The sequence below is a fragment of the Chryseobacterium sp. MP_3.2 genome, assembly GCF_035984805.1.
Lineage (GTDB): Bacteria > Bacteroidota > Bacteroidia > Flavobacteriales > Weeksellaceae > Kaistella.
Map to the genome: position 1 here is coordinate 237,517 of NZ_JAXCHW010000001.1, position 24,822 is coordinate 262,338.

General features: G+C 35.5%; 23 protein-coding genes and 1 pseudogene. 12 read left to right on the forward strand and 12 right to left on the reverse strand.

Annotated elements, in window-relative coordinates; translation table 11 throughout:
* Positions 1-20 precede the first annotated feature (20 nt).
* Together RCH13_RS01115 and RCH13_RS01120 are read right to left on the reverse strand one after the other, a co-directional pair.
* On the reverse strand, positions 21-443 hold the full coding sequence (locus tag RCH13_RS01115) for a DsrE family protein (RefSeq protein ID WP_326985364.1): 423 nt from the start codon (positions 441-443) through the stop codon (positions 21-23).
* The gene (locus RCH13_RS01120; RefSeq protein WP_326985365.1) at positions 440-847 is read right to left on the reverse strand and encodes a DoxX family membrane protein; all 408 of its coding nucleotides are present in this window, start codon (positions 845-847) and stop codon (positions 440-442) included. The genes RCH13_RS01115 and RCH13_RS01120 overlap by 4 nt, the downstream gene beginning before the upstream one ends.
* A gap of 588 nt (positions 848-1,435) precedes the next feature.
* On the opposite strand from RCH13_RS01120, the gene RCH13_RS01125 reads away from it, so the two are divergent.
* Both RCH13_RS01125 and RCH13_RS01130 read left to right on the forward strand, forming a co-directional pair.
* Positions 1,436-1,948 carry a M13-type metalloendopeptidase gene (locus RCH13_RS01125; RefSeq protein ID WP_326985958.1) on the forward strand — a complete coding sequence of 171 codons (513 nt, stop codon included), beginning with the start codon at positions 1,436-1,438 and terminating at the stop codon, positions 1,946-1,948.
* Positions 1,949-2,232: 284 nt separating this feature from the next.
* Positions 2,233-3,390 (forward strand): lycopene cyclase family protein, encoded by a 1,158-nt coding sequence (locus RCH13_RS01130; RefSeq protein WP_326985366.1) that lies wholly within the window; start codon positions 2,233-2,235, stop codon positions 3,388-3,390.
* Positions 3,391-3,559: 169 nt separating this feature from the next.
* Here the strand turns inward: RCH13_RS01130 and RCH13_RS01135 are convergent, their stop codons facing one another.
* The 3 genes from RCH13_RS01135 to RCH13_RS01145 all read right to left on the reverse strand — a co-directional run bounded on the left by RCH13_RS01135 (position 3,560) and on the right by RCH13_RS01145 (position 5,664).
* Positions 3,560-3,694, reverse strand: a complete 135-nt coding sequence (locus RCH13_RS01135) for a hypothetical protein (RefSeq protein WP_326985367.1) — start codon at positions 3,692-3,694, stop codon at positions 3,560-3,562.
* Positions 3,695-3,757: 63 nt separating this feature from the next.
* Positions 3,758-4,876, reverse strand: a complete 1,119-nt coding sequence (locus tag RCH13_RS01140; protein ID WP_326985368.1) for a PAS domain-containing sensor histidine kinase — start codon at positions 4,874-4,876, stop codon at positions 3,758-3,760.
* Positions 4,873-5,664: an alpha/beta fold hydrolase gene (locus RCH13_RS01145; protein WP_326985369.1), complete on the reverse strand. Its 792-nt coding sequence runs from the start codon at positions 5,662-5,664 to the stop codon at positions 4,873-4,875. The genes RCH13_RS01140 and RCH13_RS01145 overlap by 4 nt, the downstream gene beginning before the upstream one ends.
* A gap of 371 nt (positions 5,665-6,035) precedes the next feature.
* Between RCH13_RS01145 and RCH13_RS01150 the strand changes: the two genes are divergently transcribed.
* Positions 6,036-6,338, forward strand: a complete 303-nt coding sequence (locus tag RCH13_RS01150) for a hypothetical protein (RefSeq protein WP_326985370.1) — start codon at positions 6,036-6,038, stop codon at positions 6,336-6,338.
* A 151-nt stretch (positions 6,339-6,489) separates the two neighbouring features.
* Positions 6,490-7,077: an SOUL family heme-binding protein gene (locus RCH13_RS01155; RefSeq protein WP_326985371.1), complete on the forward strand. Its 588-nt coding sequence runs from the start codon at positions 6,490-6,492 to the stop codon at positions 7,075-7,077.
* A 93-nt stretch (positions 7,078-7,170) separates the two neighbouring features.
* Here RCH13_RS01155 and RCH13_RS01160 read toward each other — a convergent pair whose 3' ends face one another.
* The 5 genes from RCH13_RS01160 to RCH13_RS01180 all read right to left on the reverse strand — a co-directional run bounded on the left by RCH13_RS01160 (position 7,171) and on the right by RCH13_RS01180 (position 11,895).
* Positions 7,171-7,605, reverse strand: coding sequence for a cold-shock protein (locus tag RCH13_RS01160; protein ID WP_326985372.1), 435 nt, complete (start codon positions 7,603-7,605; stop codon positions 7,171-7,173).
* Between the two features lie 177 nt (positions 7,606-7,782).
* Complete coding sequence (locus RCH13_RS01165) at positions 7,783-8,334, reverse strand: hypothetical protein (RefSeq protein WP_326985373.1); 552 nt, start codon at positions 8,332-8,334, stop codon at positions 7,783-7,785.
* Positions 8,335-8,462: 128 nt separating this feature from the next.
* The gene (gene feoB / locus RCH13_RS01170) at positions 8,463-10,643 is read right to left on the reverse strand and encodes a ferrous iron transport protein B (protein WP_326985374.1); all 2,181 of its coding nucleotides are present in this window, start codon (positions 10,641-10,643) and stop codon (positions 8,463-8,465) included.
* Positions 10,640-10,894, reverse strand: a complete 255-nt coding sequence (locus RCH13_RS01175; protein WP_326985375.1) for a FeoA family protein — start codon at positions 10,892-10,894, stop codon at positions 10,640-10,642. Before RCH13_RS01175 ends, feoB begins: the two co-directional genes overlap by 4 nt.
* Before the next feature lie 353 nt (positions 10,895-11,247).
* A complete protein-coding gene (locus tag RCH13_RS01180) occupies positions 11,248-11,895 on the reverse strand; it encodes a MarR family winged helix-turn-helix transcriptional regulator (RefSeq protein ID WP_326985376.1) in 648 nt (215 codons plus the stop codon).
* A gap of 260 nt (positions 11,896-12,155) precedes the next feature.
* On the opposite strand from RCH13_RS01180, the gene RCH13_RS01185 reads away from it, so the two are divergent.
* The 8 genes from RCH13_RS01185 (at position 12,156) to RCH13_RS01220 (ending at position 21,528) form a co-directional block, all read left to right on the forward strand.
* The gene (locus RCH13_RS01185) at positions 12,156-12,671 is read left to right on the forward strand and encodes a pyridoxamine 5'-phosphate oxidase family protein (protein ID WP_326985377.1); all 516 of its coding nucleotides are present in this window, start codon (positions 12,156-12,158) and stop codon (positions 12,669-12,671) included.
* Between the two features lie 109 nt (positions 12,672-12,780).
* Entirely contained in the window at positions 12,781-14,040 is a 1,260-nt protein-coding gene (locus RCH13_RS01190) for a putative DNA modification/repair radical SAM protein (RefSeq protein WP_326985378.1), read from the forward strand.
* Positions 14,040-14,804, forward strand: a complete 765-nt coding sequence (locus RCH13_RS01195) for a TIGR03915 family putative DNA repair protein (RefSeq protein WP_326985379.1) — start codon at positions 14,040-14,042, stop codon at positions 14,802-14,804. Before RCH13_RS01190 ends, RCH13_RS01195 begins: the two co-directional genes overlap by 1 nt.
* A gap of 171 nt (positions 14,805-14,975) precedes the next feature.
* A complete protein-coding gene (locus RCH13_RS01200) occupies positions 14,976-15,977 on the forward strand; it encodes a ligase-associated DNA damage response exonuclease (RefSeq protein WP_326985380.1) in 1,002 nt (333 codons plus the stop codon).
* 97 nt (positions 15,978-16,074) lie between these two features.
* On the forward strand, positions 16,075-17,655 hold the full coding sequence (locus RCH13_RS01205; RefSeq protein ID WP_326985381.1) for an ATP-dependent DNA ligase: 1,581 nt from the start codon (positions 16,075-16,077) through the stop codon (positions 17,653-17,655).
* Between the two features lie 116 nt (positions 17,656-17,771).
* Positions 17,772-20,234: a ligase-associated DNA damage response DEXH box helicase gene (locus tag RCH13_RS01210; protein WP_326985382.1), complete on the forward strand. Its 2,463-nt coding sequence runs from the start codon at positions 17,772-17,774 to the stop codon at positions 20,232-20,234.
* A 70-nt stretch (positions 20,235-20,304) separates the two neighbouring features.
* Positions 20,305-20,973 carry a ligase-associated DNA damage response endonuclease PdeM gene (gene pdeM / locus RCH13_RS01215; RefSeq protein WP_326985383.1) on the forward strand — a complete coding sequence of 223 codons (669 nt, stop codon included), beginning with the start codon at positions 20,305-20,307 and terminating at the stop codon, positions 20,971-20,973.
* Positions 20,974-20,988: 15 nt separating this feature from the next.
* On the forward strand, positions 20,989-21,528 hold the full coding sequence (locus RCH13_RS01220; protein WP_326985384.1) for a lipocalin family protein: 540 nt from the start codon (positions 20,989-20,991) through the stop codon (positions 21,526-21,528).
* 76 nt (positions 21,529-21,604) lie between these two features.
* On the opposite strand, the gene RCH13_RS01225 is transcribed toward RCH13_RS01220, so the two are convergent.
* Both RCH13_RS01225 and RCH13_RS01230 read right to left on the reverse strand, forming a co-directional pair.
* Positions 21,605-23,992, reverse strand: coding sequence for a TonB-dependent receptor plug domain-containing protein (locus RCH13_RS01225; RefSeq protein ID WP_326985385.1), 2,388 nt, complete (start codon positions 23,990-23,992; stop codon positions 21,605-21,607).
* 150 nt (positions 23,993-24,142) lie between these two features.
* A pseudogene (locus RCH13_RS01230) lies at positions 24,143-24,652 on the reverse strand (fasciclin domain-containing protein).
* Positions 24,653-24,822: the final 170 nt, after the last annotated feature.

Below are 24,822 nucleotides of genomic sequence, written 5' to 3' on the forward strand. Positions count from 1 at the left end.
TTTTAAAATTAATCGGCGATTTATAAACTTAAACTTTTGTATCCTTTATTTTGAAGCTGAAAATTATGTAGTATTCCATTCTCCACCGTTTTTATTTCCTTTGGAATTTTTGTTTTATCGATTTTAAATTTGTTGAGTGAAAAGCCACAAGCAACTATTTTTACACCAGATTTTTCGGCTTTTTCTACGAAATCTTTCATTTTTTCGGGATCGGTAATGTCGCCAATTCCCTTTCCGCAGATAATAACTTGAAAGTCGCCAAATAGATTTCCTTGTTCTTTTTTAAGTGCCTGCGCAGTGATGATGATCGGTTGAAGTTGCTGCACATTTTTGGTGAGTACAACATAATTTGTTTTATTCATAGTAGTATTTTGAGCGTTTAATTTTGAGGTTACAAATAAACTTATGATTAACAGAAGTGCATTAATGAGTATTTTTTTCATTTTGAATTATTTAATTGTGAGTTGATGTCGTTTATTACAAAGAATAACAGTGTGCCAAGAATGGCGATGTTTTTAAATAGAGGTCCAAGCGTAGTGATTTGTCCCACTTGTACCGTGAGTGTGATGGGAATTAGAATGGAAATTAAGATGATCGCCATTAATTTTGTTTTTTTGCCTAAAAGAAAAAGCAAACCCGCCACAAGCATTACAAGTCCTGATGCAATGATGAGCCAATGAGGTTCGCCAAATAAGTAGGCAATCCCTTTAAAATTCGCATTCTCAATCTTTTTCACCGTTTTTTCCAATTGAAATAGGTGGGTTGAGCCAGCGACTATAAATATCCCGCTTACTAAAATCCGCAAAAGATGGATAGAACGACGATTAATAGAAATAGTAGTAGTCATTTTATGATTGTTAAATTAAAGATTGTTTTTTTCGTCTATGCTGCAAAAGCATATTGCTAACACTATAGATATAGATGAAAGAATTAAAAAAAATGCTTAATGATGAAATATTGCTAGGTAAAGCGGGGAGGCCTCTTCAAAGAATCAAAAAAGGAATTTTTTGATGTGGGTAGATTAAAAGAAAATCGAGTGATTGAAATTTCCGCTTTTGCAGGATTCCAATTAAATGTTTGAAATAAATAGGTAGAATGACATTGACTCGTAATGGTAAAAACTTTTAAATCTGATGGAATTTTAGAAGCGATATTTGTAGTGCCATCTTCATTTATCTTCAGATTTTTCTTTTTACAATCCTGTTTTATAAAGGTGATTTTATCGCTATGAAAAACCACATTTAACCCATGAGCATCTACAGCAAGAAACTTCGCTATAAAAATAAAGAATAAAAATAATGCTATGTAGGATTTACTTTTCACAATGGACGCAAAAATAGGTAATGGATTTTAATTGTGTGTAACTTTTGTTACAGAGAGTAGAAATGGATGTGGATCCAGCATTAATTAAAATGATAGTAAAATCTATGATGGTATCGGAAGGGTGATCGGACATGAACTGACGCCTACTTTTGATGACCAAGGTACTCAATATGATAAAGAAGGCAATGTGAAAGATTGGTGGACGAAAGACGATTATACGCAGTTTAAATCAAGAATACAGCAAGTTATTAACCAGTATGATCAATTTACAGCTTTAGACAATTTACCTATTAATGGCGCTATGACGGTGGGAGAGAATACCGCCGATATTGCTGGAATCGCAGTAGCCTATGATGCTTTCAAAACGACAAAAGAAGGGCAGAGCACTACAAAAATTGATGGTTTAACCCCAGATCAAAGATTCTTTCATTCTGTGGCAAAAATATGGAAAGTGAAGATGAAGGATGAATTTTTACGCTTGTGGATTAAAACCAATCCGCATTCCCCACCAAGTTGGAGAGTTAATGGGCCACTCATGAACAGCATACCTTTTTATAATGCATTTGATGTTCAGGATGGCGATCAAATGTTTTTACCAGAAAAGGATCGGATAACGATTTGGTAAATGTTTAGGGCGGGAGTAAAGTAGCGCAACTTTAAAATATTTGTTTAACTGCAGTATTTTTTTAAAGTAAATTTAAGAATTACTGGAAAATATTGATAACGAGGATGCGTACTTTCAATGACCATTTTCAATAGTCTCAAAACCATTCATTTTTAAGTGCTTTTTCAAATGGCGTAAACTCAACTCAAAATACTATTTCTGAAATAGTTTTTAGCTGTTGCTTCGCAAAATAACTTGCCCTATATTGAACTTCATTTTATAGCATAATAACTACCTTACTAAATATGACAGCTACGGACTTAAAATACGATTATATCATTGCCGGTTCTGGGTGTGCCGGGTTGAGTTTACTTTACCGACTGCTTCTTGATCCGGTTTTACAATCTAAAAAAATCCTGGTTATCGATCGGGTTCAGAAAAATGAAAACGATCGAACCTGGTGTTTTTGGGAGGAGGGGAAAGGTCTCTTTGAATCAGTGGTCACTCATGAATGGAAATCTTTGATCTTTAAAAATTCTGACTTTACACGCCAATTTGAGTTGGAAAAGTATCGCTACAAAATGATACAGGGAAAAGATTTTTATGAGTTCGTCCTCTCGTATGCTGCCAGTTTTGAAAATGTGACTTTTAAAAATGAAAATATAAAAGGAATTACTTCAGACCAAATTGAGGCTACCGTAGAAACGGCGGAGAATAGGTACCAATCTGAATATTTATTCAATTCAACCTCTCTTTTTAATCCGAAGATTACCGAGGAAAATTCATTGCTTCAACATTTTACGGGTTGGGTGATTAAGACGAAAGAAGACACTTTCGATGCAAAGGTTGGGACGTTAATGGACTTTACCTTAGATCAAAAACATGGCGCCACCTTCATGTATGTTTTGCCAACGAGCTCCACGGAGGCTTTGGTAGAGTACACCTTATTCAGTAAAAGTGTTTTGCCAAAAGAAGAATATCAAACGGCTTTGAGGCATTATATTAAAAATAATCTCAAAATCTCGGATTACGAAATTACCCATACCGAGTTTGGAATCATACCAATGTCTCTTGCAAAGTTTGAAAGGAATAGCGATGTTTTTAATCGCATCATCAACATTGGAACAGCGGGCGGTTACACCAAAGCAAGTAGTGGCTATACTTTTCAGTTTGTGCAGAAAAATACGGCGCAAATTGTAGAAAATTTAGTGCAGCAAAAAAATCCTAATCCAGAAAAATCGTTTGATGATAAGCGATACGAGTGGTATGACCGAACCTTACTGGAAGTTATTCTGTCTGGAAAAATGGAAGGGAAAGAAATTTTTTCAACGATGTTTTCAAAACGCTCGCCCGAAGATATTTTAAAATTTCTAGGTAATGAAAGTACGATCTGGGATGATCTTAAAATAGTAACCGCGCTACCCATTGTGCCTTTCATGAGGGCTGGCTTAAAGCAACTCTAAAAATCCTGAACTTATTTTATAATAGCGATTATTTTTTCTCCTATCCATTTTATAAAGGAAATATGAAACAATTAGTCAATGTTCGCATCGGATTTAGGAGTAACAGTCTGATCAAATCATAAAATAGATAAAATAAAAAAGCTAGCTTCGAAGTTTTTTATCTAATTTACTAAATCACTTTTAGGTCTACTGCAGAAAGTAGTTTGGGAGATTGATCATCTTCGAAAGAAACGAGATTTCCTTTTTTAAGCATCTCTGTTGCATTATTGCTCTCGAAAAATATATTTTCTTTCGTTTTTGTCATTAATAAATTTGTATCTCTCTTGACTGAAAAAAGTATGGGTGCCATCATTAAAGCCTCTTAATTTTAACACTCCATTGCAAAAATAAAACGCGTTTCTTCTTCATTTGAAGTAAACGATAAATTTGCACCATGGGCTTTTGCAATTTGGTCTGCAATGTAAAGGCCTAAACCTAATCCGTTTTTGCTCGGACGATTGCCTTCTCTTTTGAAGGGTGTAAAAAGAATGGCCTGCAATGATTCAGGAATGGGTTCACCATCATTGGCCACAGAAAGTTCTAATTTATTTGTTTCATTACTAGCCGTAAAAGATACCGGCGATTGGGGATTACCGTGCGTTAAAGCGTTTGCTAAAAGATTGGAGGCGAGCTGTGCAATTCTGTCGGCATCGCAATGGATTGGCTCAGGCAAAGCAATGTCTACAGTAATTTTCCGATCTGGGAACAAGAATTTCAATTCTTCCACCACGTGCTCAAGTACAGGTTTCAGATCAATCTCCCGCGGTGAGATCACGATTCCTTCGCCCAGTCGCGTGCGCGCAAAATCCATCACATTCCCGATCAACTCATTCATTCGATAACTGCTTCGCTTTAAAATTTGAAGCAATTTTTTTTGTCTCTCATCTTTGATTGAACGTTCCAAAAGACCTACAGTCATGCTAATTGCTCCGAGTGGATTCCGCAGGTCATGACCCAAAACGGCAATCAGTTGTTCTCTTAGGATTACATTTTCACGTTCGGCTTCAAGCTCCTTTTCCGCCCTACTTTTTCCATGCTGCAGATTCTGTTCAAACTGAACCCGATCCGAAGCTTCTACAAGTGTATAGTAAATCAGTTTTAATCCGTCTTCCTTTGAAGCAGATTCTTTAGCATTGATCAATATCTTAAGTCTTTTACCTGCTGCACCATTTAATTCTACAAGGATCTCTTCAAAATAGCCCTGCATTTTTAGAAGGGGTGAAAGATGGGTTTCAAAATAAATTTTACTTCCTATAGACAGAATGTCGGAAATCTTTTTGCTTTTTATTTCCTCAGGTGAAATTCCTAACCAGGCAGACACGCGTTTGTTGCTTCGAATAATTCTGTTTTTCTCGTCAGCGATGAGGAAACCAGAGAATGATTCCTCAAAAAATTGATTCGCTTCCTGCTCTAGAAAACCCTTCTGTTCTGGTAAATCCGGCATCATGAGAGAAATGCTTTCATGGCTGTTATCGTTTCTTCTGGTGCACTGAGATTGGGGCAATGTCCGGTTGCTTTCATCAAAACAAATTGACTTTTCTTAATTTTTTCGTGCATGTACATGCCCACTTCTTCGGGGGCGATGACATCTTCGGAACACTGTAAAATCAGCGTAGGAATACCAACTTCGGGAAGAAGCGCTCTTTTGTCTGAAAAGAAAGTTGTTCTTGCAAACTCTTTCGCAATCTCGGGATTGCTTCGGCAAAAACTGTTGGACAATTCTTCTGCTAATTCTCCACGTTCTGGATTTGCCATAATCACCGGAGCCATGGTCATAGACCAACCCAAATGGTTATTGTCCAGGGAATCCATCAGTTCAGTGATTTGCTCTTTTGTAAATCCACCCACATAATCATCCTCGTTGATATAGGACGGCGAGGGACTTACCATAATTAATGATTTAAAAAGACCTGGTTTTTGCAAGGAGGCAATCATTCCAATAATTGAACTTACCGAATGACCTACAAAAATGACGTCTTTCAATTCCATTTCTCCGCACATTTCCACGATATCTTCCGCATATCCTTCCAATTGTGAATACTTTTCTGAGGAGTACGCCGATAAATCAGAATTTCCCGCACCCACATGATCGAATAAAACAACTTTATAATCCTCTTCGAAAGCAGGAGCAACAAAACGCCACATGTTTTGATCACACCCAAATCCATGTGCAAATACCATCACTTGCGTTCCGTTTCCTTTGCTAATAACGTTGTTTCGTTGAATCACATTCATAATGCATAATTATTACAGAAAATTAAATTTAAAGAGTGCAAGATAATTAATAAATAATAAGTAGTCGTTATTTTCCACAATCAAACTTAGGAGATGTATTGGGGAAAAGGATTAATTTTGAATGCGTAAAAAGAGATTTTATAAAAATTGTATTTTATTAAATGAATTTCTGAATAGTGTTGCCGACGAAACTTTAGGAAAATTTGTCGAAAGAGTGGCAAATAGTTTAAAGCGATTTGAAGTTATTCAAGTTATTGAAAATTTGAATTCTGAAATTTAATGGAGACTTTTTTTAACTGTTAGGAAATATTATTTCTGAATTTCTATCGCTAAATATGCGCATCTTTATTACGAATTTTAATTCTAAAAAAATGGAAAATAAGCATGCACTTCTCGCCGTCGTGAACAATCTTCAAATTGGCGAAACTGGCCTTGAAAAATCTACCGAGTACCATTTTGAAAATTTGGTCTCTTTCCTCAATGATCTTATCCTCAATGATTTCAATCGTTTACTAAGCATTCTTTACCGGATGGACATTTCGGAAGATAGACTGAAGCGAAAATTAGCTGAGAATAAAGAAAGCCGCATATCCTCTGCAGAATTGATCGCGCATCTTATGATAGACCGAGAAAAAGAGAAAATCATTTCTCGCGAAAAACATAAAAGACCTTAGTATTATCTTTTTCCTTTCTAAAATCGCTACTTATTTTATGTTAAAAAATTTCTCATTAAAACGTTTTAAGATATTTACTTAATTTTAAATGTCTTGATGGACCGTATCTTTATCAATATTTTTTTAAGTTTTACATTAAAAAATACGGAAAATGAAAATTTCGCTCCTAATATCCGCGCTTGTAACCGCAGTACTACTTATTATTCCAATTTATTTTACCATGGCAAAAACTGAAACCCAACCTTACAAGGTGCTTAAAAAAGAAAAAGATTTTGAAATCCGATTCTATCCTTCCGCTACAATGGCAACCGTTTCCCTGGATGCAAAATCCTACAAAGAATTATCCTCTTCGGGATTTAAAAAATTGGCCTCCTTTATTTTTGGCGGTAACCAATCCAATAAAAGTATTGCGATGACGTCGCCAGTTCATATGGATATTAATAATTTCAAGTCAACCATGAGTTTTGTAATGCCTTCAGAATATAATAAAGATAATCTGCCAAAACCCAATAATTCTGAAATCAAGATTGAGAATTCAGCAGAAGAATATGTGGCTGCGATTCAGTTTGGAGGTTATGCAAATGATGCCGACCTTAAAAAGTATGCTGAGAAATTGGAAGACGCCCTGAAAGCCAACAAAATTGAATATTTGGGGAACTTTCGCTTTTTAGGTTACAGCGCGCCGTATCAATTGTTGAATAGGAGAAATGAAATTATTGTAAAAATCCAATGGAAATAAAATTCAGTTTTAATTAATGCAGTTCTGAATCGCGCATCGTATAACTTAGATTTAAGGCAAAAAAAAAGCTTCTAATGAAGCTTTTTATCTAGTTTACTTAACCACTTTAATGTCTACTGCAGATAGTCCTTTGGGAGACTTTTCCACTTCGAAGGAAACGCGATTTCCTTTTTTAATCATCTCTGTCGCATTATTGCTGTGGAAGAATATATTTTCTTTGCTTTTTTCCTCAGTAATAAATCCGTACCCTTTTTCACTGAAAAAAGTAACGGTACCTTGTTTGATCACTTCTTCCGCTTCAATTGGAGCTGCGCCTAGCTGAATACTGTTTAAATCAATGACGTTTTTATTATTAGCGTCAGGTGGAGTACTGGTAAATTGACCGTTTGCATCTACATACATAATCATGTCATCCAGACTTTTGCCTTTGTCATTGCTGTCTTTGCGCTCTTCTCGGCGAGCTGCTTTTTCTTTTTGCTTCGCAAGTTTTTTCTTAAAGTTTTCTTTTTTGGAGAAAGAATCCGCCATATATATTGTTTGTTTTTTGATTGTCTGATAAGGTACAAAAATTATCTAATGCAAAGCAAAAATAATTACCGAAAATTGCATGTCCGTCGTTCAGTTTAATTTTTGAATTCGTTAATGCACGTGCCAAAATTAAGCTTTTATTAAATTATTTCCAAAAGTTTCTAGTGACGCAATTTATTATTTTACCTTTTCAAACAAGAATAGTTTCCCACCTGTAAAGGCGTATCTCTGCATTAAATTCCCTTCCAAAACCATCGTTTTACTCGTTACGTCGATGATAGAAACGTAATTGCTGGAATTGTATTTAAAATAATTTTCTTTCTCTTTTGTTTGGGGATTTTTTCCAAACTCGTATTTGTATTTGATCCAGTCCTCTTCATCGGATTCGCAATAAATGGGTTTAAATTTACTTCTCTTGGATTTAAATTCAATCAGATCCGAACCTTCCGCACATTCAGTCTTAAAATTATTTTCCGGATTTTGATCCTGAGAAAACTGCTCAAAAGTTCCGTTGTAAACCCCCACTACTTTCCAGGTACCATTCAGTCGGTCTTCATCAATTTTTCCTTCCGCTTTTTTTACGGCCCAACTCACGCCTTTTACCGTTCCTTTCACCACAGAATATCCAAGTTTAGCCGTTGTGGTCACCACTTTTGCCACGGTAGAAACTACACAGGAGGTGAGCAAAAAACTCGTAAGAATTATAAGTCCAATTTTATCCACTCTCATTGCAAACGTATTTATTTTAAGTGCAATTTACACTAAATGTTTTTGTTCCAACTTTGGCAATTTGAATTCGCCTCTACCGCTCTTTATTTTATTTGAATTAGCGTCTAACAAATTTTTGATAAAAGAAATTAAGCCAAAAATCTCCAGATCTGCGCCACTAGAAAGCAAACAATTAAACCATAAAGTACGGGTAACATCGTCGCCACGAAAGTCCACTTTTTACTGTTGGTTTCTTTATAAATGGTATAAATTGTAGTACTACAAGGATTGTGAAGCAAACTGAACAACATTAAATTCACTGCTGTTAAAGTTGTCCAACCACCTGCACGCAAGAGATTAGCAATTTCCGACTCGCTTCCTTCAAACATTACTCCAGCTCCAGCGCCTACAGCAGCATCACCGATCGTTAAAGTGGTTAACATGAGTATCGTAGGAATTACAATTTCGTTGGCCGGAATTGCTACGATGTATGCCAATAATATAACGCCGTTTAATCCGATAAACATTCCAAAAGGATCTAATCCCTGAATTACCCAAATCGCAATACTTTGATTACCAATCATCATATTGGAAATCAGCCAGATTATTGCTCCGGCTGGAGCTGCAAAAACCACCGCTCGCCACAAAACAATGAGCGTTCTGTCTATTAATGAAGTGTAAATTGTTTGCAAAACATTTGGCGGTCTGTAGGGTGGAAGTTCTAGGGTGAAAAATGAAGATTCACCTTTTAATAAAGTTCTGGACAACAGCCAAGAAGTGAAAAATGTGAAGGCAATTCCTAAAATTGCAATACCAATAACCGCCAACATAGAAACTGTTCCAGCCCATTTACTCGGTACCAAAACACCTAAAAATATGGTGGCAATAATAATTTGCGTGGGCCATCTTCCATTACAAAGGGAAAAATTATTGGTAATAATCGCAATCAATTTTTCTCTAGGACTATTAATAATTCTAGTGGCTACCACGCCCGCTGCATTACATCCAAATCCCATACTCATGGTAAGTGCCTGTTTTCCATGCGCTCCAGCTTTTTTAAACATTCGGTCTAAATTAAAAGCCACTCTGGGTAAATAACCAAAATCTTCCAGCAAAGTAAAGAGCGGAAAAAATATAGCCATTGGAGGCAACATTACCGCAACAACCCACGCAGTTGCAAGATAAACACCGTCAACTAAAAAACCACTTAACCACCAAGGAAAACTCAAATTTTCTGCCCCGGTTTTAAGGAAAGGATGTAATTGATCCAAAAGTAAACTGGCCAATAGTTGAGAAGGATAGTTAGAGCCTATAATTGTTACCCAAAGCACCGCTCCAAGCATTAAAAACATAATTGGGAAGCCCCAAATGCGGTGCGTCACCACATTGTCAATAGCTCGATCAATACGGAAAGATTGTTTAGTTTGATCAGAGGAGACGGAACCTTTTACCAATTTAGCGGCTTTGGCATAAATACTTTCTACCAAATCATTCTGATAATCATCTCCCAATTTATTTCGATAGAATTCCGCCTTTTTAAGTATCGGGTTTAAATTGTCGGTATTTATTTCAGAAGACAATCTATTTTCTTGAAAAGCTTTGATAATGCTTTCATCTTCTTCTAACAATCGGATAGCAATCCAATTTGAATTTTGAAGTTGAGGATCAAGTGATAGAAGCAGATTTTCTATTTCCGAAATCGCTTTTCCACTTTCATCTGATAATTGTAGCAATTTTTTCGGATGTGTTTCAAAACTTCCTTCTGCAACTTTTTTAATTGCGGACAATAATTCTGGAATTCCTTCTTTGCTTCTCGCACTTGTTTGCACCACGGGAATTCCTAGATCTTTTGATAATGTTCGAACATCGATAGTGATGTTATGTCGGCGCGCTTCATCCATTAAATTAAGACAAAGCACCACGTTATTCGTAATTTCTAAAATCTGTAAAACCAAACTTAGATTTCGTTGTAATCTACTTGCATCAACTACCACAACCGTAACATCTGGCTGTCCGAAAAGCACAAAATCTCTCGCCACTTCTTCATCTTCAGAAGTTGATAATAATGAATACGTCCCGGGCAGATCTACGATTTTATATTTTTGATCTTGGTAAGAAAAATTTCCTTCAGCGCGCACAACTGTTTTTCCGGGCCAATTTCCCGTATGTTGTTTTAACCCAGTTAAAGCGTTGAAAACCGTACTTTTTCCTGTGTTTGGATTACCGGCTAAAGCGATGGTGTAATCAGAATTACCCACAGAAATACCCATCTTTTTTAATTCTGTGGACGGGTTTAGTTCGCAAGTATCGCAAGCAGTTTTTACGCTCATATATCTTTTTTAACTTCTATTAAAACTTTTACGGCGTCTTCATTCCGAAGCGAAATTAGGGTATCGTGAATATTATAAGCAATTGGATTTCCCAGTGGACTAATATTTTGTACGCTAATTTCGGATCCTCGAACAAAACCTAGATCAAGGAGTCTTTGTCTAACTTCTCGTCCACAATCTTTTGCCAATCCTGTAATGAGACCAATCTGCCCTTTTTGCAGAATTCCCAAGTTTTCCGTTTCGTTTATCATTTGTAAGACGTTGAATAGTTTTGAACAGCTAATTTACAAAATTAGACTGGACTAACAATGCGAAAAGATTTGAATTGGTGGACGTTGTGGTAAAAATTATGAAATATTAGTCGGCAAATTTGTTTAAAATCTAGTTTAGAACCTACTTTTTAAATTCGTTATTTTAACAATTTCTCACTCGCATCCATACTATTTAATACATAAAAGGATACTGATATGTACGAAAATGTAATTCATTAAATTTTAAATAAAAAAAATATTCCTGAGTGCGGAATATTTAATTTGTTTATACGTGTAAAAATAATTTATTTCAGCAAAGGAAGGAATTTTCAATTGTTTAAAATAATATTTTTTCAACTCACCAGTTTTCTGATGTCTTCTAATTCTTCATTCTTTAAATTAAGATAAACTGTATGGTGGAAAGTGTTGATTTTTTTCAAATACATTAAAAGATTGTTTTTCTCTTTTTCATTGAGTTTCCCCGACATAATTTTCGAAACAACCGTAATATCTTTCATGGTTTCAAAAAAGACTTCCTTTCCTTTTGGTGTTACTGCCACACGAACGCTTCTTTTGTCTTCAGCATCTGGTTTTTCAGAAATTAAACCATTTTTCACAAGGCGTTTTATAATTTCAATTCCGGATTGTTTTTCGTGCGCATTTTTTTCAATCAACTGCGTTTTCGTCAAGGAATCGTAATCCATTAAGCGAAACAAATAGGTGAAATCATCATTTACCAAATCTGTGTTTTTCTCCAAGGCTTTTTTGATCAAATGTTTAGAATAACGTCCCAACATAATAACTTGTTTGGCGATTTCATTTTCTAAATCGTAGACCTTTAAATCGTATTTATCTGATAGATTCGTTGGATTTTCTTTTCCGTAAGATCGCTCGTTCAGGAAATTTTGAAAATCCTCAACTTTTGCGGTACTTTTATAACTAGTGCTTTCTTCGAAGTTTTTAAACTCTTTTAGTATATCAATCAGTAATTCTAAGTTCATAATGATAATTCTTAAATGCAAAGTAACAAAAAATCTTTCTAATTTATTTAATCTAGTACAATTTTGTATTAAATATTATTTCTACTTTTAAATCTATTCTTTTGAAATTATTGTCCATTTAATAGGAGTTTAAAGCCTTATACCTATGATTTCTTTAATTTTATTCATGAAATGTTTTGCGCAGTCTTAGTAATCTGTGTAAAAGTTTAGCATAAAAATTGTTTTAAAAACTCAACTTAATATTAACAAAAATTTAAATTATGGGACAAGCACAATCTCCACAAAAAGATTTAAGTGGTCAAGAGGCCATCGAAACAATTAAGAAATTAACTGAAAAAGCAGGTACATGTTTCTTCGTTACCAATATTGGAAAAAATCCGCACAGTATTCCCATGGCTCTACAAGAAGTGGATGAGGAAGGAACACTTTGGTTTATCAGCTCTTCAGAAAGCACACACAATCAAAACATTGCGAAAGACAATACGGTTCAACTTTATTTTCTAAACAATGGATCGTACGAATATGTTTTTATTCAAGGTCAAGCGCACGTTTCGAAAGACAAAGCATTGATTGAAGAATATTATACCGCATTTGCCAATGCTTGGTTTGATGGAAAAGATGATCCTAGGATAACCGTAATTGGTGTAAAACCAGACGATGGATATTACTATGAAACCAAAGATAATAAAGTATTCGCCATGGCAAAAATGGCTTTTGCTGCAGTAACGGGAGCGAAAATTGAAGATGGTGGAGTAGAAGGTGGATTATCAATTTAGATAAAAACCCAGTTCTTTCAACGCAAAAATTTGCTACAAATAATAGCAATGATCAACTTGAAGTGTTAAATTTTAATACTATTTTTGATCGTTGCTATTTAACATAATAATGAATATAGACCGACTTCAGGAAAAATTAGAAATCCTAGCTGATGCAGCAAAATATGATGTTTCCTGCTCCTCCAGCGGAGGAAATAGGAAGAATAAAAATGGAGGTTTGGGAAATAGCCATGCGTCAGGAATCTGCCATTCTTATACAGAAGACGGTAGGTGTGTTTCTCTTCTAAAAATTCTCTTGACCAATCATTGCATTTATGATTGTGCTTATTGTGTTTCCCGCAAATCAAATGACATTAAGCGTGCTGCATTTACGGTGGAAGAGGTCGTAGATTTGACCATCAATTTTTACAGAAGAAATTTTATCGAAGGTTTGTTTCTGAGTTCTGGAATTTTTACAGACTCAGACACTACTATGGAACGTCTGGTTCGAGTAGCAAAAAAACTTCGAACAGAGCATAAATTTAATGGTTATATTCATTTAAAATCTATTCCTGGATCAAGTGATGAAATCATGAGAGAAGCTGGTTTATACGCAGACCGACTTTCTGTAAATCTAGAAATTCCGACAGAAAAAGGTCTTAAACTTTTAGCTCCGGATAAATCTCATTCCGAGATGATTAAGCCCATGACCTATGTGAAAAATGAACTTATTCTATATAAAGAGGAAAGAAAAATTTTTAAGAAAGTTCCAAAGTTCGCTCCAGCGGGACAGTCTACTCAAATGATTGTTGGCGCCACCGACGAAACGGATTTAAAGATTATAAAAGTAGCAGATCACTTCTATCAAAATTTTAACATGAAACGCGTCTATTATTCAGGCTATGTTCCCATGTTAGAGGATTCCAGGTTGCCCTCTATTCATTCCCAAGTTCCCATGTTGCGGGAAAATCGATTGTATCAAGCAGATTGGCTCATGCGTTTCTATGGTTTTCAAGCAGATGAAATTTTAGATAAAAGCAATCCTTTTTTAGATCTGGAAGTAGATCCAAAATTAGCTTGGGCTCTACGGCATTTAGATCAATTCCCCATCAATGTAAATTCGGCAAGTAAAGAAATGATTCTGCGAATCCCTGGAGTTGGGACCAAGTCTGTAAGAAAAATATTGATGGCCAGGAAATTTCAAAAGTTAACTTTAGAGCATTTGGTCAAAATCGGTGTTGCTATCAATCGTGCAAAATATTTTATTGAATTTGAATCGCATAATGTCTTCAGCAATTTAATTGATCACCAAAATTTGCGAAAAATCATTCTCAATTCTACCAAATCCAAATTTCAATCTCCCTTTTCGGAGCAACTCACTTTATTTTAATGACGACTCTAATTTACGATGGTAGTTTTGAGGGATTGATGACGGCAATTTTCGAGGTTATTGAATATCGTTTTAAAGAAGTAGAGATTATAAGTCAAGCAAATTATACCGTAGAAAATATCTTTGCGCAGCTTCATGAAGTTCAGACCAATCCTGACAAAGCGCAGCGCGTTTTGAAAAAACTAGAAGACAATATTGGGAAAAAATCGGTTTCTCAGCTCTTGATGGTTTATTTATCAGAAGGTGAAAATTTGGAAAATTTAATTTTTAGTGCCGTAAAATATTCTCTTGCTAAGCCAAATCAAAATATTCTTAATGATTTTGCCCATAACGACATGATGGAGATTGCGAAAGTTTGTAAATCAGTGGGCAGAGAAATTCACCGGATGAATGCATTTGTTCGCTTTGAGAAATTGCAAGACGACTTTTACTTTTCCAAAGTTGAACCTGATTTTAATGTGTTACCGCTTATTTTTAACCATTTTAAAGCAAGATACCAAGATCAGAAATGGATGATCTTTGATTTAAAAAGACATTACGGAATATTTTCAGATCAAGAAACTTCAGACTTCTTTTATCCTTCTGAAGTTGATAAAAGTAAATTCATCAAGATTGAAAATCTTTTGCATGAGGAAGAATTAAAATATCAGAAATTGTGGAAACGTTATTTTATCAAAACAAATATTCCGGAGCGAAAAAATATAAAATTGCATGTAAAGTCTTTACCAAAAAGATATTGGAAATATTTAACGGAAAAATATTGAAATTCTCTATTCTCAATTCTAAGTATTTCATCCATATATATCTCCTCAAACTAGGACGATAAAAAATGATTTTATCTGAATTAAAATTGGTATAAAAAATGCTTTCAAACAGAAGGAAAAATTCTGCGTCACTGCTATTATTATAAGACTTTAAACAAAATATTTTAAATTTTGAATCTTATCAAATTTACCAACAAAGGCATTTATTGCATCCCCGGAAAATTCTATTTAGATCCTTGGTTGCCCGTTGATTTAGCGGTGATTTCTCATGGTCATGGTGATCATGCAAAGTGGGGGATGAAAAAATATTTGTGCCATCACTTCACAAAACCCATTTTACAAATTAGAATTGGGCCAGATATCGAAATTCAAAGTTTGGGTTACAATGAATCAATCAACATCAATGGCGTGAAAGTGAGTTTTCATCCCGCAGGACACATTGTGGGTTCTTGCCAAATCAGAATGGAGTACAAAGGTTTTGTCACTGTTTTTTCTGGCGATTACAAAGTTCAGGATGATGGTATATCTACACCTTTTGAACTGGTACAATGCAATGAATTTATCACAGAAAGTACATTCGGTTTGCCCATTTACAATTGGTTGACACCGCAGCAATATTCGGATCAAATGGGTGCCTGGGTTGAAAGCAATAAAAATCAGGGTAAAACGTCGGTTTTTATTGGATATTCTTTAGGCAAAGCGCAGCGAATTATGAAGTCAGTGGAAGGATACGGCAAAATATATGTTCACAGTTCCATTGGCAGATTGAATGAAGCAATTGAAAGTGTAGGCGTAAAGCTTCCAGAGTATGAAATTGTTAATTTCACGGAAGACATTAAGAAAATCAATCAGGAAATTGTTATCGTTCCTCCCGCATTATTAGACAGCAATATGATTCGAAAAATTCCGAACCGTGCCACTGGAATATGCTCTGGTTGGATGCAGGTTCGCGGTTCCCGTAGATGGCGTTCTGCAGATGCAGGATTTGCAATTTCTGATCACGCGGATTGGACCGGTTTATTAGATACAGTAAAAGCAACGGGAGCTGAACAAGTTCATGTAACCCATGGTCAAATTGCAGTTTTTACAAAATATTTAAATGAAATCGGAATTAAAGCCGACGAAGTAACAACGAAGTTTGGATCTGATGAAGAGGAGAAAGAAGAGGATTAATTTGATGTGATGATTCACAAAATTTAAAATTTTCACTAATTATTTACCTAAAAAAAAATAGTAAACACTTTAAACCACAAACCTTCAACTTTTTGCCATGAAACATTTTGCAGAATTAATCGCCTCCGTTGAAAGCAGTAATAAAACGACCGCTAAAGTAGATGCAATGGTTCATTATCTACAAGTTGCAGAGGAGAAAGACAAATTGTGGTTTTTAGCTTTATTTACGGGCAAACGTCCGAAACGTCCCATTAATACAAATTTTTTAAGAAGTTGGGCTTTAGAAATTACGGGTTTGCCGGAATGGCTTTTTTTAGAAAGTTACAGCGCGGTCGGAGATATCGGGGAAACCCTTTCTTTGGTTTTGCCGAGACCGGAAAATATCATTGAAAAATCTCTGAATCTATGGATGAGCGAACTTTTAGCATTAAAAGAAAAATCCGATGAAGAAAAGAAAGCCTATGTCTTAGAAAGTTGGAATGGCTTAGATTACACAGAGCGTTTCATCTTCAATAAATTAATCGGTGGAAGTTTTCGAATTGGTGTCTCCAAAAAATTATTAATAAATGCTTTATCAAAATATTCTGGGATTGAAACGAGCCAGCTCATGCATTCCATCATGGGAAAATGGACGGTTGAAGAGGCCAATTTTCAAGAATTAATAGAAGGCACGAACATCAATCCAGATAATTCTAAACCCTATCCCTTTTGTCTGGCTTATCCTTTAGAAAAAACCTCAGAAGAATTAGGCGATTTGGAAGAATGGCAAGCAGAATACAAATGGGACGGAATCCGTGGACAATTTATACGGCGAAATGATGAAGTTTTTATTTGGTCAAGAGGCGAAGAATTGGTGAATGCACAGTTCCCTGAATTGGTTGCAGCCCTGCAAGAAATGGAAGGAAACTTTGTTTTAGATGGAGAAATTCTCGCGGTAAAATTGGGGGAAGTTTTGAATTTTAATGAGCTTCAAAAACGCTTGAACCGAAAAACAATTTCTGCAAAAATGATGAAAGACATTCCAATACAAGCTTTTGTGTATGATCTTTTAGAATTTGAAGCAGAAGATTTTCGGGCAAAACCATTGGTGGAAAGGCGTTTGAAACTCGAAGAAATGCTAGACCAATCAGAAGGAAATCATTTCAAACTTCCAGAAATAGTGGTAGCAAAATCTTGGGAAGATTTAGCACAAGTTCGTTTAGAATCTCGGCATAATAACAGCGAAGGTTTGATGCTCAAGCAGAAAAATTCACTCTATCATTCTGGAAGAAAAAAAGGCGATTGGTGGAAATGGAAAGTAGATCCTTTGACCATTGACGCAGTTTTAATTTATGCGCAAAAAGGAAGCGGAAGAAGATCTGGATTTTACACCGATTATACATTTGCCGTCAAAAAAGAAGATCAATTGGTCACCATTGCGAAAGCCTATTCAGGATTAACAGATAAAGAAATTATGGAAGTCAGCCGATTTGTAACCAAGAATTCTTTAGAAAAATTTGGTCCAGTGCGAACCGTAAAAGCCGAATTGGTTTTTGAAATTGCTTTTGAAGGAATAGGTTTTAGCAATCGGCATAAAAGTGGAGTAGCGCTGCGTTTTCCCCGAATAGTAAGATGGAGGCGCGACAAAAAAGTGGAAGAAATTGACGACATCGAAGAAGTAAAAAAACTGATTACTTAGATTTTGAAAACATAGATGTTTATAACACTATATTTTTATAATTTTAAATTATTGATAGGAACGGGCTTTAACCCGTTTATTTAAATCAAAAATGAATTGGCTTTAGCCAAAACTTAATGAGCATAGATTTTCAAGAAACACCAGGATTACAAGTCATTAAAAATTGGATGGCGGAAAAAGACTTTTCTCCTTTCAATTTTCAGCTGGAAACCTGGGAAAAATATTACAAAAATTATAGCGGAATGGTGGTCGCACCCACAGGTTTTGGGAAAACCTATTCTGTGTTTTTAGCGGTGGTAACAGACTTCTTAAACTTTCCAGAAAATTATGGTGATGGCTTAAAGTTAATTTGGATAACACCGTTGCGTGCTTTGGCAAAAGATATTGCAAAAGCGATGAGAGAAGCCATCGATGAGATTGGTTTAGACTGGACCGTCGGTGTTAGAAATGGTGATACGCCCCTGAAGGAACGCGCTTCGCAGACTAAAAAAATGCCCGATATTTTAATTGTTACGCCCGAAAGTCTGCACTTGCTTCTCGCCCAAAAAAATCACCTTCGTTTTTTTAAAAATTTAAAATGTATTGCCGTAGATGAATGGCATGAATTGCTTGGGGGCAAAAGAGGCGTGATGACGGAACTTGCTTTGTCTCGTTTAACTTTTTATCAAAAGAAAGTAAAAGTCTGGGGAATTACCGCTACGATTGGAAATTTGGATGAAGCAATGCACGTATTAATTCCTTCCTCCGCGAAAAAAACAAAAGTTGTTGCAAAGGAAAAGAAGAAAATTGAAATTATTGCCGTTCTGCCCGATGAAGTAGAAATTTTACCGTGGGCCGGACATTTAGGAAATAAATTGGCCGATAAAGTGGTTCCTATTATTTTGGAAAGTAAAACAACTTTGGTATTTACTAACACGCGAAGTCAGGCGGAAATGTGGTATCAAATCTTGCTGCAACAACATCCAGATTTTGCGGGTCAAATCGCAATTCATCACAGTTCCATCGATAAAGATTTAAGAATTTGGATTGAAGAAAATTTAAGTTCAGGATATTTAAAAGTTGTAGTCTCCACCTCCTCGTTGGATTTAGGAGTTGATTTTAAACCCGTCGATACGGTGATTCAAATCGGTTCCAGCAAAGGTGTTGCACGGTTTCTGCAGCGAGCGGGTAGAAGTGGACATTCACCCTTTGAAACCTCCAAAATATTTTTTGTTCCCACGCATTCATTAGAATTAATTGAAGTGGCAGCTTTGAAAGAAGCGGTGAAACAAAAAGTCGTGGAACCTAGAGTTCCGATGGTTATGACGTTCGATGCTTTAGTGCAATTCATGATTACTTTGGCGGTGGGCGACGGATTTAAAGAAGCAGAACTCTATAAACAAATTAAAAACACCAACGCTTACCAAGACATTACTGAAGAAGAATGGACGCAATTGTTACAGTTCATCACCATCGGTGGTGGCGCTTTTAAAAATTATGAAGAATTCCACAAAGTCGTTATTGAAAAAGGGATCTATAAAGTTACGAGTCGAAGAATTGCCATGCTTCACCGCATGAATATTGGCGTTATTGTGAGTGATGCGATGCTGAAAGTTAAATTTTTAGGTGGCGGTTATGTAGGAATGATTGAGGAATATTTTATCACCAAAATGAAAAAGGATGATAAATTTATTTTGGCTGGACGGGTTTTAGAGGTTTCGCATATTAAAGAAATGACGGTTTTTGTGCGCAACTCGAAAGGAAAGGCTATGGTTCCAAGTTATCTCGGCGGTCGATTACCTTTGAGTTCCTATCTTGGAAAGTTTTTGAGAATGAAATTGTCCGATTCTTTAGATGCAAAATCATCAGAAAAAGAATTGCGGTTTTTACATCCACTTCTTGCCAGTCAAAATCAATTTTCTCATATTCCGAAAGAAGATGAATTCTTGGTAGAACTCATTAAAACTCGGGATGGTTTTCACCTTTTTATGTATCCGTTTGAAGGGCGATTAATTCATGAAGTGATGGCTGCTTTAATCGCATTTAGAATTTCTAAAATTACTCCGATTTCCTTTTCAATGGCCATGAATGATTATGGTTTTGAATTGTTAAGTTCAACAGAAATCCCGTTGACAGAAGAGAATTTGAAGATAATTTTAAGCAAAGAAAATTTAATAAGAGACGTTTTAAGCAGCATCAATGCTACAGAAATGGCAAGAAGAAAGTTCAGAGACATTGCCGTAATTTCTGGCTTAGTCATTCAAACCTATCCGGGACAGCAGAAAAATAATAAAAGTTTACAATCTTCCGCGGGATTAATTTTTAATGTTTTGGAAGATTATGATTCTCAAAATTTATTATTGAAGCAGGCGTATGCAGAAGTTTTCAATCAGCAAATTGATGAAGCGCGATTAAAGGAAGCTTTCCAAAGGATTGACCAATCAAAAATTATCCTGAAATTTGCAAACAATTTCACGCCGCTCAGTTTTCCTATCAAAGTGGACAGTTTAAGGCAATCTTTGACGAGCGAAGATTTAAGCGCGAGAATTAGAAGAATGCAGGAAGAAGCCATGAAGAAAGGAAAAAAGCTTTTTCGCTAAGCTACAATCCAGCATTTTAAATTAATACAAAACTAAAAATTGAAAGGATAAAATCTTTCATAAATCATCAATGAATACGTCCGAATTATCCTCAAAGACCCTTGTAGAAAAAGAGTTTTCACTCCACAACCATTTATTTATTTTAACCAACCAACGCGTTATTTTTTGGCCAAAAGAAAACACCCTTATTCTTTCTGATTTGCATGTAGGAAAAGCCGCCCATTTTCGGAAAAGCGGCATTGCAATTCCGTCTGAAGTTTTAATGGATGATTTGCAAAAGCTGGAAGATTTGATTCTGCATTACAAAGCCCAAAAAATAATCATAGTCGGAGATTTATTTCACGCCGGATACAATTCTGACTTAGACTTATTCAAGAAATGGCGCACCAAATTTTCAGAAAAGTTCATCTTAATTACAGGAAATCATGACCGTTTAAGTTGCAACGTATTTGAAGAGTTAGGAATAGAATGTGTGAAAGATCTTTTGATCGTCGATGAAATTAATTTCGTGCACGATCCGAAAAATAGCGCGAAAGATTGTTACTGCATTTCCGGTCACATTCATCCGGGATTTTTATTACGAACTAAAAATGAAAGTGTAAAATTACCTTGTTATGCAGTTTCTGATCATCAAATCGTGTTGCCTGCTTTCAGTAAATTTACAGGATTGGATACCAAAACGCTGAGCAAAGATTATCGGAATATCGTTTTTACGGAGGGCACTATTTTTGAAGTGTAGGTGAAAATAGTAAAAATGAAAAACTTAAAAAAACTAATTCTTCCCGTTTCATTGGGAGTTGTGGCACTATTCTTCTTCAGTTCATGCGCAGTAGGTATTCCAAAAGGAGTGACAGCAGTTCAAGATTTTCAATCAGAAAAATACTTGGGTAAATGGTATGAAATGGCAAGATTTGACTTTCGTTTTGAAAAAAATTTAGATAATGTGACCGCGGAATACACGAAGAAAGATGTTAATTCCTTCAAGGTGGTGAATAAAGGTCATGACTATGTAAAAAATGAATGGAAAGAATCTGTGGGTGAAGCTAGATTTGTAAACTCTCCGAATGAAGGCAGATTAAAGGTGTCTTTCTTTAAACCAATTTGGGCAGGATATAATGTCATTGAAATTGACGAAGATTATAAGTACGCCTTGATTGCGGGGAATAATTTAGATTATTTGTGGATTCTTTCTCGCGAGAAAACCATTCCAGACTCCTACAAACAAAAATATTTAGAAAAAGCAAAATCTTTAGGATTTGATACGAGTAAATTAATCTGGGTAAAACACGATTAATACAATTTTTTTTGTCAAAATATAAACACCCGATGCATTTCTACATCGGGTGTTTATATTTATTTTTTTGATAAGATTAAAATTCAAAGATAAATCCAAAATAAGGAATCGGCATGTTGTTATCTTGACCGCCAACTTCTAAAAGGTACTTTTGATCTTCTGGGGAAGCATTAGGATTTTGAATCACACCATTTCCGTCACCATCACGCTGCAAATTAACAACAGGAAGATTACTCGCAGTTTTTGATCCATAAATATTAATAACATCCATATAAGCGGTGAATTGCCATTTGCTGAAGACCCATTTCTTTTCTGCACGCACATCTAATTGATGCGCCACATTTCCACGAAGTGAATTTAATTGGGCAAAATCTTGAAGTGGTCCATTATTAATATTCCAGATTGGAACAGAAGAACTTCTCGCCAAATCATACGGCGTTTCTGGCAAACCTGACTGCAGTCTAAATCTTGCGCTGAAATTCCAATTTTTCTTTAAAACTTTTCCGGCACTTACGGATAAAATATGTCTGGAATCCCAGCTTGAAGGTAATAAATTACCAGCTCCATCGCTAAACATTGAATATCCAAAAGTGTAGGCAACAATTCCGTAGAAGTCATTCAAAGTTCTCTTTTGCGCTAACAATTCCAATCCATAAGTTTCGCCAAAACCTCTGGAATCCAAAGGCTCACTACCAACCACGCCGAAATCTGCACCGATATTGGCTAAAGAGATTTGGTTGCGCAAAGAGAAAGGGTAGTTCTTATATTTTTTATAATAACCTTCCATGGTAATTCTCAGATTGTCTTTTCCATTGTATTCTAAACCACCCACATAGTGAGTATTTTGAATGTATTTTAAAGTTCTTTGATTGACTAAATTGTTATCTAATCGTAAACCTAAAGCCGTGTAGGCTGGAAGTTGGTGGTATATTCCGGTATTGAAATTAAGGGCCCATCGATCCGCAAATTTATAGTTGAGGGAAAATCTTGGGGAAAATTGATCTAAAGGATTCTGCATATTTTCAGCATAATCAGAAGCATCAAATCGGGTCCCGAAAGATAAATTTAATTTATTGTCAAAGAACTTTCGGGAACTTTGAACATAGAAACCGTATTGAAAAACATTCAGTGAAGAGGCAATTTGATCAAAATTAATTCCTGATTGAAACACCGCTTTGATCGTAGAGTTATTCGTGTATTTCGCATAGTTGAAATTGGTTCCCGCACTGAAAACGAAATCTCCCAACATAAAATTTCGGTCGATTCTTATTTTATTTTCACCTTCTTGAGAGTTATAATCAAAGAGTAAATTTTCGGGAGTTTCAATATTCCTATAATATTTGATGGCCTGATTGTCCAGCATATTTCGGCTAATCGTAAAAAGCCAGTTTCCATTATCTACCAAATGTCGGTATCCGGCACCAAGCGTATAATTCCACTGTGGCGCAATGGGTAATCGATCGATCAAGGTTTGATTTGCCAAGGTTTCTTTCGCTTCTGTATTGAATTTAAAACTATCCAGCGCGCCAAGTCCTAAGAAATAAAGTTCATCACCACTTTTATATTTTTTAGAAACTTTAAAGGTAGTGTCGTAATAACTGGGTAAAAAAGGAAGACCAATAGCTTTGAAAAGTATTTGCAAAGTTGATTTACGCACAGAGAATAATCCCGACCAGGATTGATCTTTAGAAAGTGGACCATCTACCATAATTTGCAAATCATCTAAACCAACAATTGCTTTGTAACCTAATTTATCTTTTCGGGCCTCTTTTAAATTAAATTCAAACAACGAGGAGAGGGCAGAATTTCTTTTTGCAGGAAAAGCGCCACTGTAAAAATCAACATCCTTTAAAAAATCCACGGTGATAATTCCACGAGGTCCACCAGATGCACCCTGGGTCTGAAAGTGATTAATGATGGGAACTTCAATTCCATCGATGTAAAATTTGTTTTCTGCAGAACTTCCACCTCTGATGAACAAATCATTTCTAAAAGTTGCTGTACTCCCAACACCAGGAAAACTTAAGATGGCACGAGAAACATCTCTGTTTGAACCGGCACTTTTCTGAATTTCTTCACTCGTCACATTACGTAAAGAAACGGGACTTTCTGCCGTTGTTTTGTAAGTTTTTCTTGTAATTACAACTTCCTGAATTGAAGTAGTTTCTGCTTTGGTTAATCCCACAGAAAAAGTAAGATTTTGGTTGGGAACTACATCAATATCATATAAGTAAGAAGTATTGTAATTCTCTGCAGCTATTTCAAAAGTATAAGATCCAGAAGGAATATTGGTGAGCTGAACCATTCCATTTCCAGTTAATGTATCTGCTCTTTTTTGAATGGTAACTCTGGCTTCTAAAGGTTTTTTACTAAACTCATCATAGACGCTAATATTGATGGAACCAACCTGCCCATTAGCAATAAAGGAAAGACAAATAAAAAGAAAAGAGACATAATTTTTCATACACGAAATTTAGGTAGTAGAAAATGAAATCGTTTATATTAAGAGGATTGAAGTCCAAAAATACGGAAAGTAGGAGATGTTTAAGCTTAAAAAAGAAGATACACCTTTTAAAATAAAAGATGTATCCTCAACCTAAAAACACATTTCAAACTATGGTAATAAAACTTTGTCTATTGCATGAATAATTCCATTTGAACATTGAACATCTGATGCAATAACGTTAGATATTCTATTTTTTGCGTAAGTGATTTTCACACCGCCTGTAATAATTTTAAATGTTCCACTTTATAAGGTAATTAAATTCAAATTGTTAGTAATATCAGTAGAAGCTACGTTCGCACCAGCAACTACGTGATATTTCAAGGCATTCTCTAAAGTCGCTTGTGAAACTGCTCCTAAATTAGCCAATCCCAATTCCGCAAGTAATGAATTAAAAGCTGCGTTAGATGGAGCAAAAACTGTGAACTCTCCAGTTTGGTTAAGCGTTGGAGACAATCCAGCTCTATCTAAAGCGGCTTTCAAGTTAAACAAATCAGCATCTGCAGAAGCTAATGCATAGATTGTTTTTGGTTGCTCTACTATTGTATCATCGCCCTTGCAGGAGATTGAAAATACGCCAGCCGATAGCAGCAGTAGCATAGATTTTAATAGGAGCGTCATAATATAATAAATTTGTGTTCTGCAATAATAGAACAAAAACTTTATAAGTTCCAAATAATAGTATGTTAATTTTCTATTAAAATATCATTTATTTTCTTATTAATTGATTATCAGTTTATTAAAGATACGCTCTCTGTTGTATTTCGACAATTTTAATAAGTTTTTTGATT

Coding starts and splice junctions, on each gene's coding strand:
- RCH13_RS01190 (WP_326985378.1), top strand. CDS start 12,781: ATGAATATAGACCGACTTCAGGAAAAATTAGAAATCCTAGCTGATGCA.
- RCH13_RS01135 (WP_326985367.1), bottom strand. CDS start 3,694: ATGACAAAAACGAAAGAAAATATATTTTTCGAGAGCAATAATGCAACA.
- RCH13_RS01160 (WP_326985372.1), bottom strand. CDS start 7,605: ATGGCGGATTCTTTCTCCAAAAAAGAAAACTTTAAGAAAAAACTTGCG.
- RCH13_RS01205 (WP_326985381.1), top strand. CDS start 16,075: ATGAAACATTTTGCAGAATTAATCGCCTCCGTTGAAAGCAGTAATAAA.
- RCH13_RS01155 (WP_326985371.1), top strand. CDS start 6,490: ATGAAAATTTCGCTCCTAATATCCGCGCTTGTAACCGCAGTACTACTT.
- RCH13_RS01210 (WP_326985382.1), top strand. CDS start 17,772: ATGAGCATAGATTTTCAAGAAACACCAGGATTACAAGTCATTAAAAAT.
- RCH13_RS01150 (WP_326985370.1), top strand. CDS start 6,036: ATGGAAAATAAGCATGCACTTCTCGCCGTCGTGAACAATCTTCAAATT.
- RCH13_RS01145 (WP_326985369.1), bottom strand. CDS start 5,664: ATGAATGTGATTCAACGAAACAACGTTATTAGCAAAGGAAACGGAACG.
- RCH13_RS01130 (WP_326985366.1), top strand. CDS start 2,233: ATGACAGCTACGGACTTAAAATACGATTATATCATTGCCGGTTCTGGG.
- RCH13_RS01140 (WP_326985368.1), bottom strand. CDS start 4,876: ATGATGCCGGATTTACCAGAACAGAAGGGTTTTCTAGAGCAGGAAGCG.
- RCH13_RS01175 (WP_326985375.1), bottom strand. CDS start 10,894: ATGATAAACGAAACGGAAAACTTGGGAATTCTGCAAAAAGGGCAGATT.
- feoB (WP_326985374.1), bottom strand. CDS start 10,643: ATGAGCGTAAAAACTGCTTGCGATACTTGCGAACTAAACCCGTCCACA.
- RCH13_RS01220 (WP_326985384.1), top strand. CDS start 20,989: ATGAAAAACTTAAAAAAACTAATTCTTCCCGTTTCATTGGGAGTTGTG.
- pdeM (WP_326985383.1), top strand. CDS start 20,305: ATGAATACGTCCGAATTATCCTCAAAGACCCTTGTAGAAAAAGAGTTT.
- RCH13_RS01185 (WP_326985377.1), top strand. CDS start 12,156: ATGGGACAAGCACAATCTCCACAAAAAGATTTAAGTGGTCAAGAGGCC.
- RCH13_RS01165 (WP_326985373.1), bottom strand. CDS start 8,334: ATGAGAGTGGATAAAATTGGACTTATAATTCTTACGAGTTTTTTGCTC.
- RCH13_RS01180 (WP_326985376.1), bottom strand. CDS start 11,895: ATGAACTTAGAATTACTGATTGATATACTAAAAGAGTTTAAAAACTTC.
- RCH13_RS01225 (WP_326985385.1), bottom strand. CDS start 23,992: ATGAAAAATTATGTCTCTTTTCTTTTTATTTGTCTTTCCTTTATTGCT.
- RCH13_RS01195 (WP_326985379.1), top strand. CDS start 14,040: ATGACGACTCTAATTTACGATGGTAGTTTTGAGGGATTGATGACGGCA.
- RCH13_RS01120 (WP_326985365.1), bottom strand. CDS start 847: ATGACTACTACTATTTCTATTAATCGTCGTTCTATCCATCTTTTGCGG.
- RCH13_RS01115 (WP_326985364.1), bottom strand. CDS start 443: ATGAAAAAAATACTCATTAATGCACTTCTGTTAATCATAAGTTTATTT.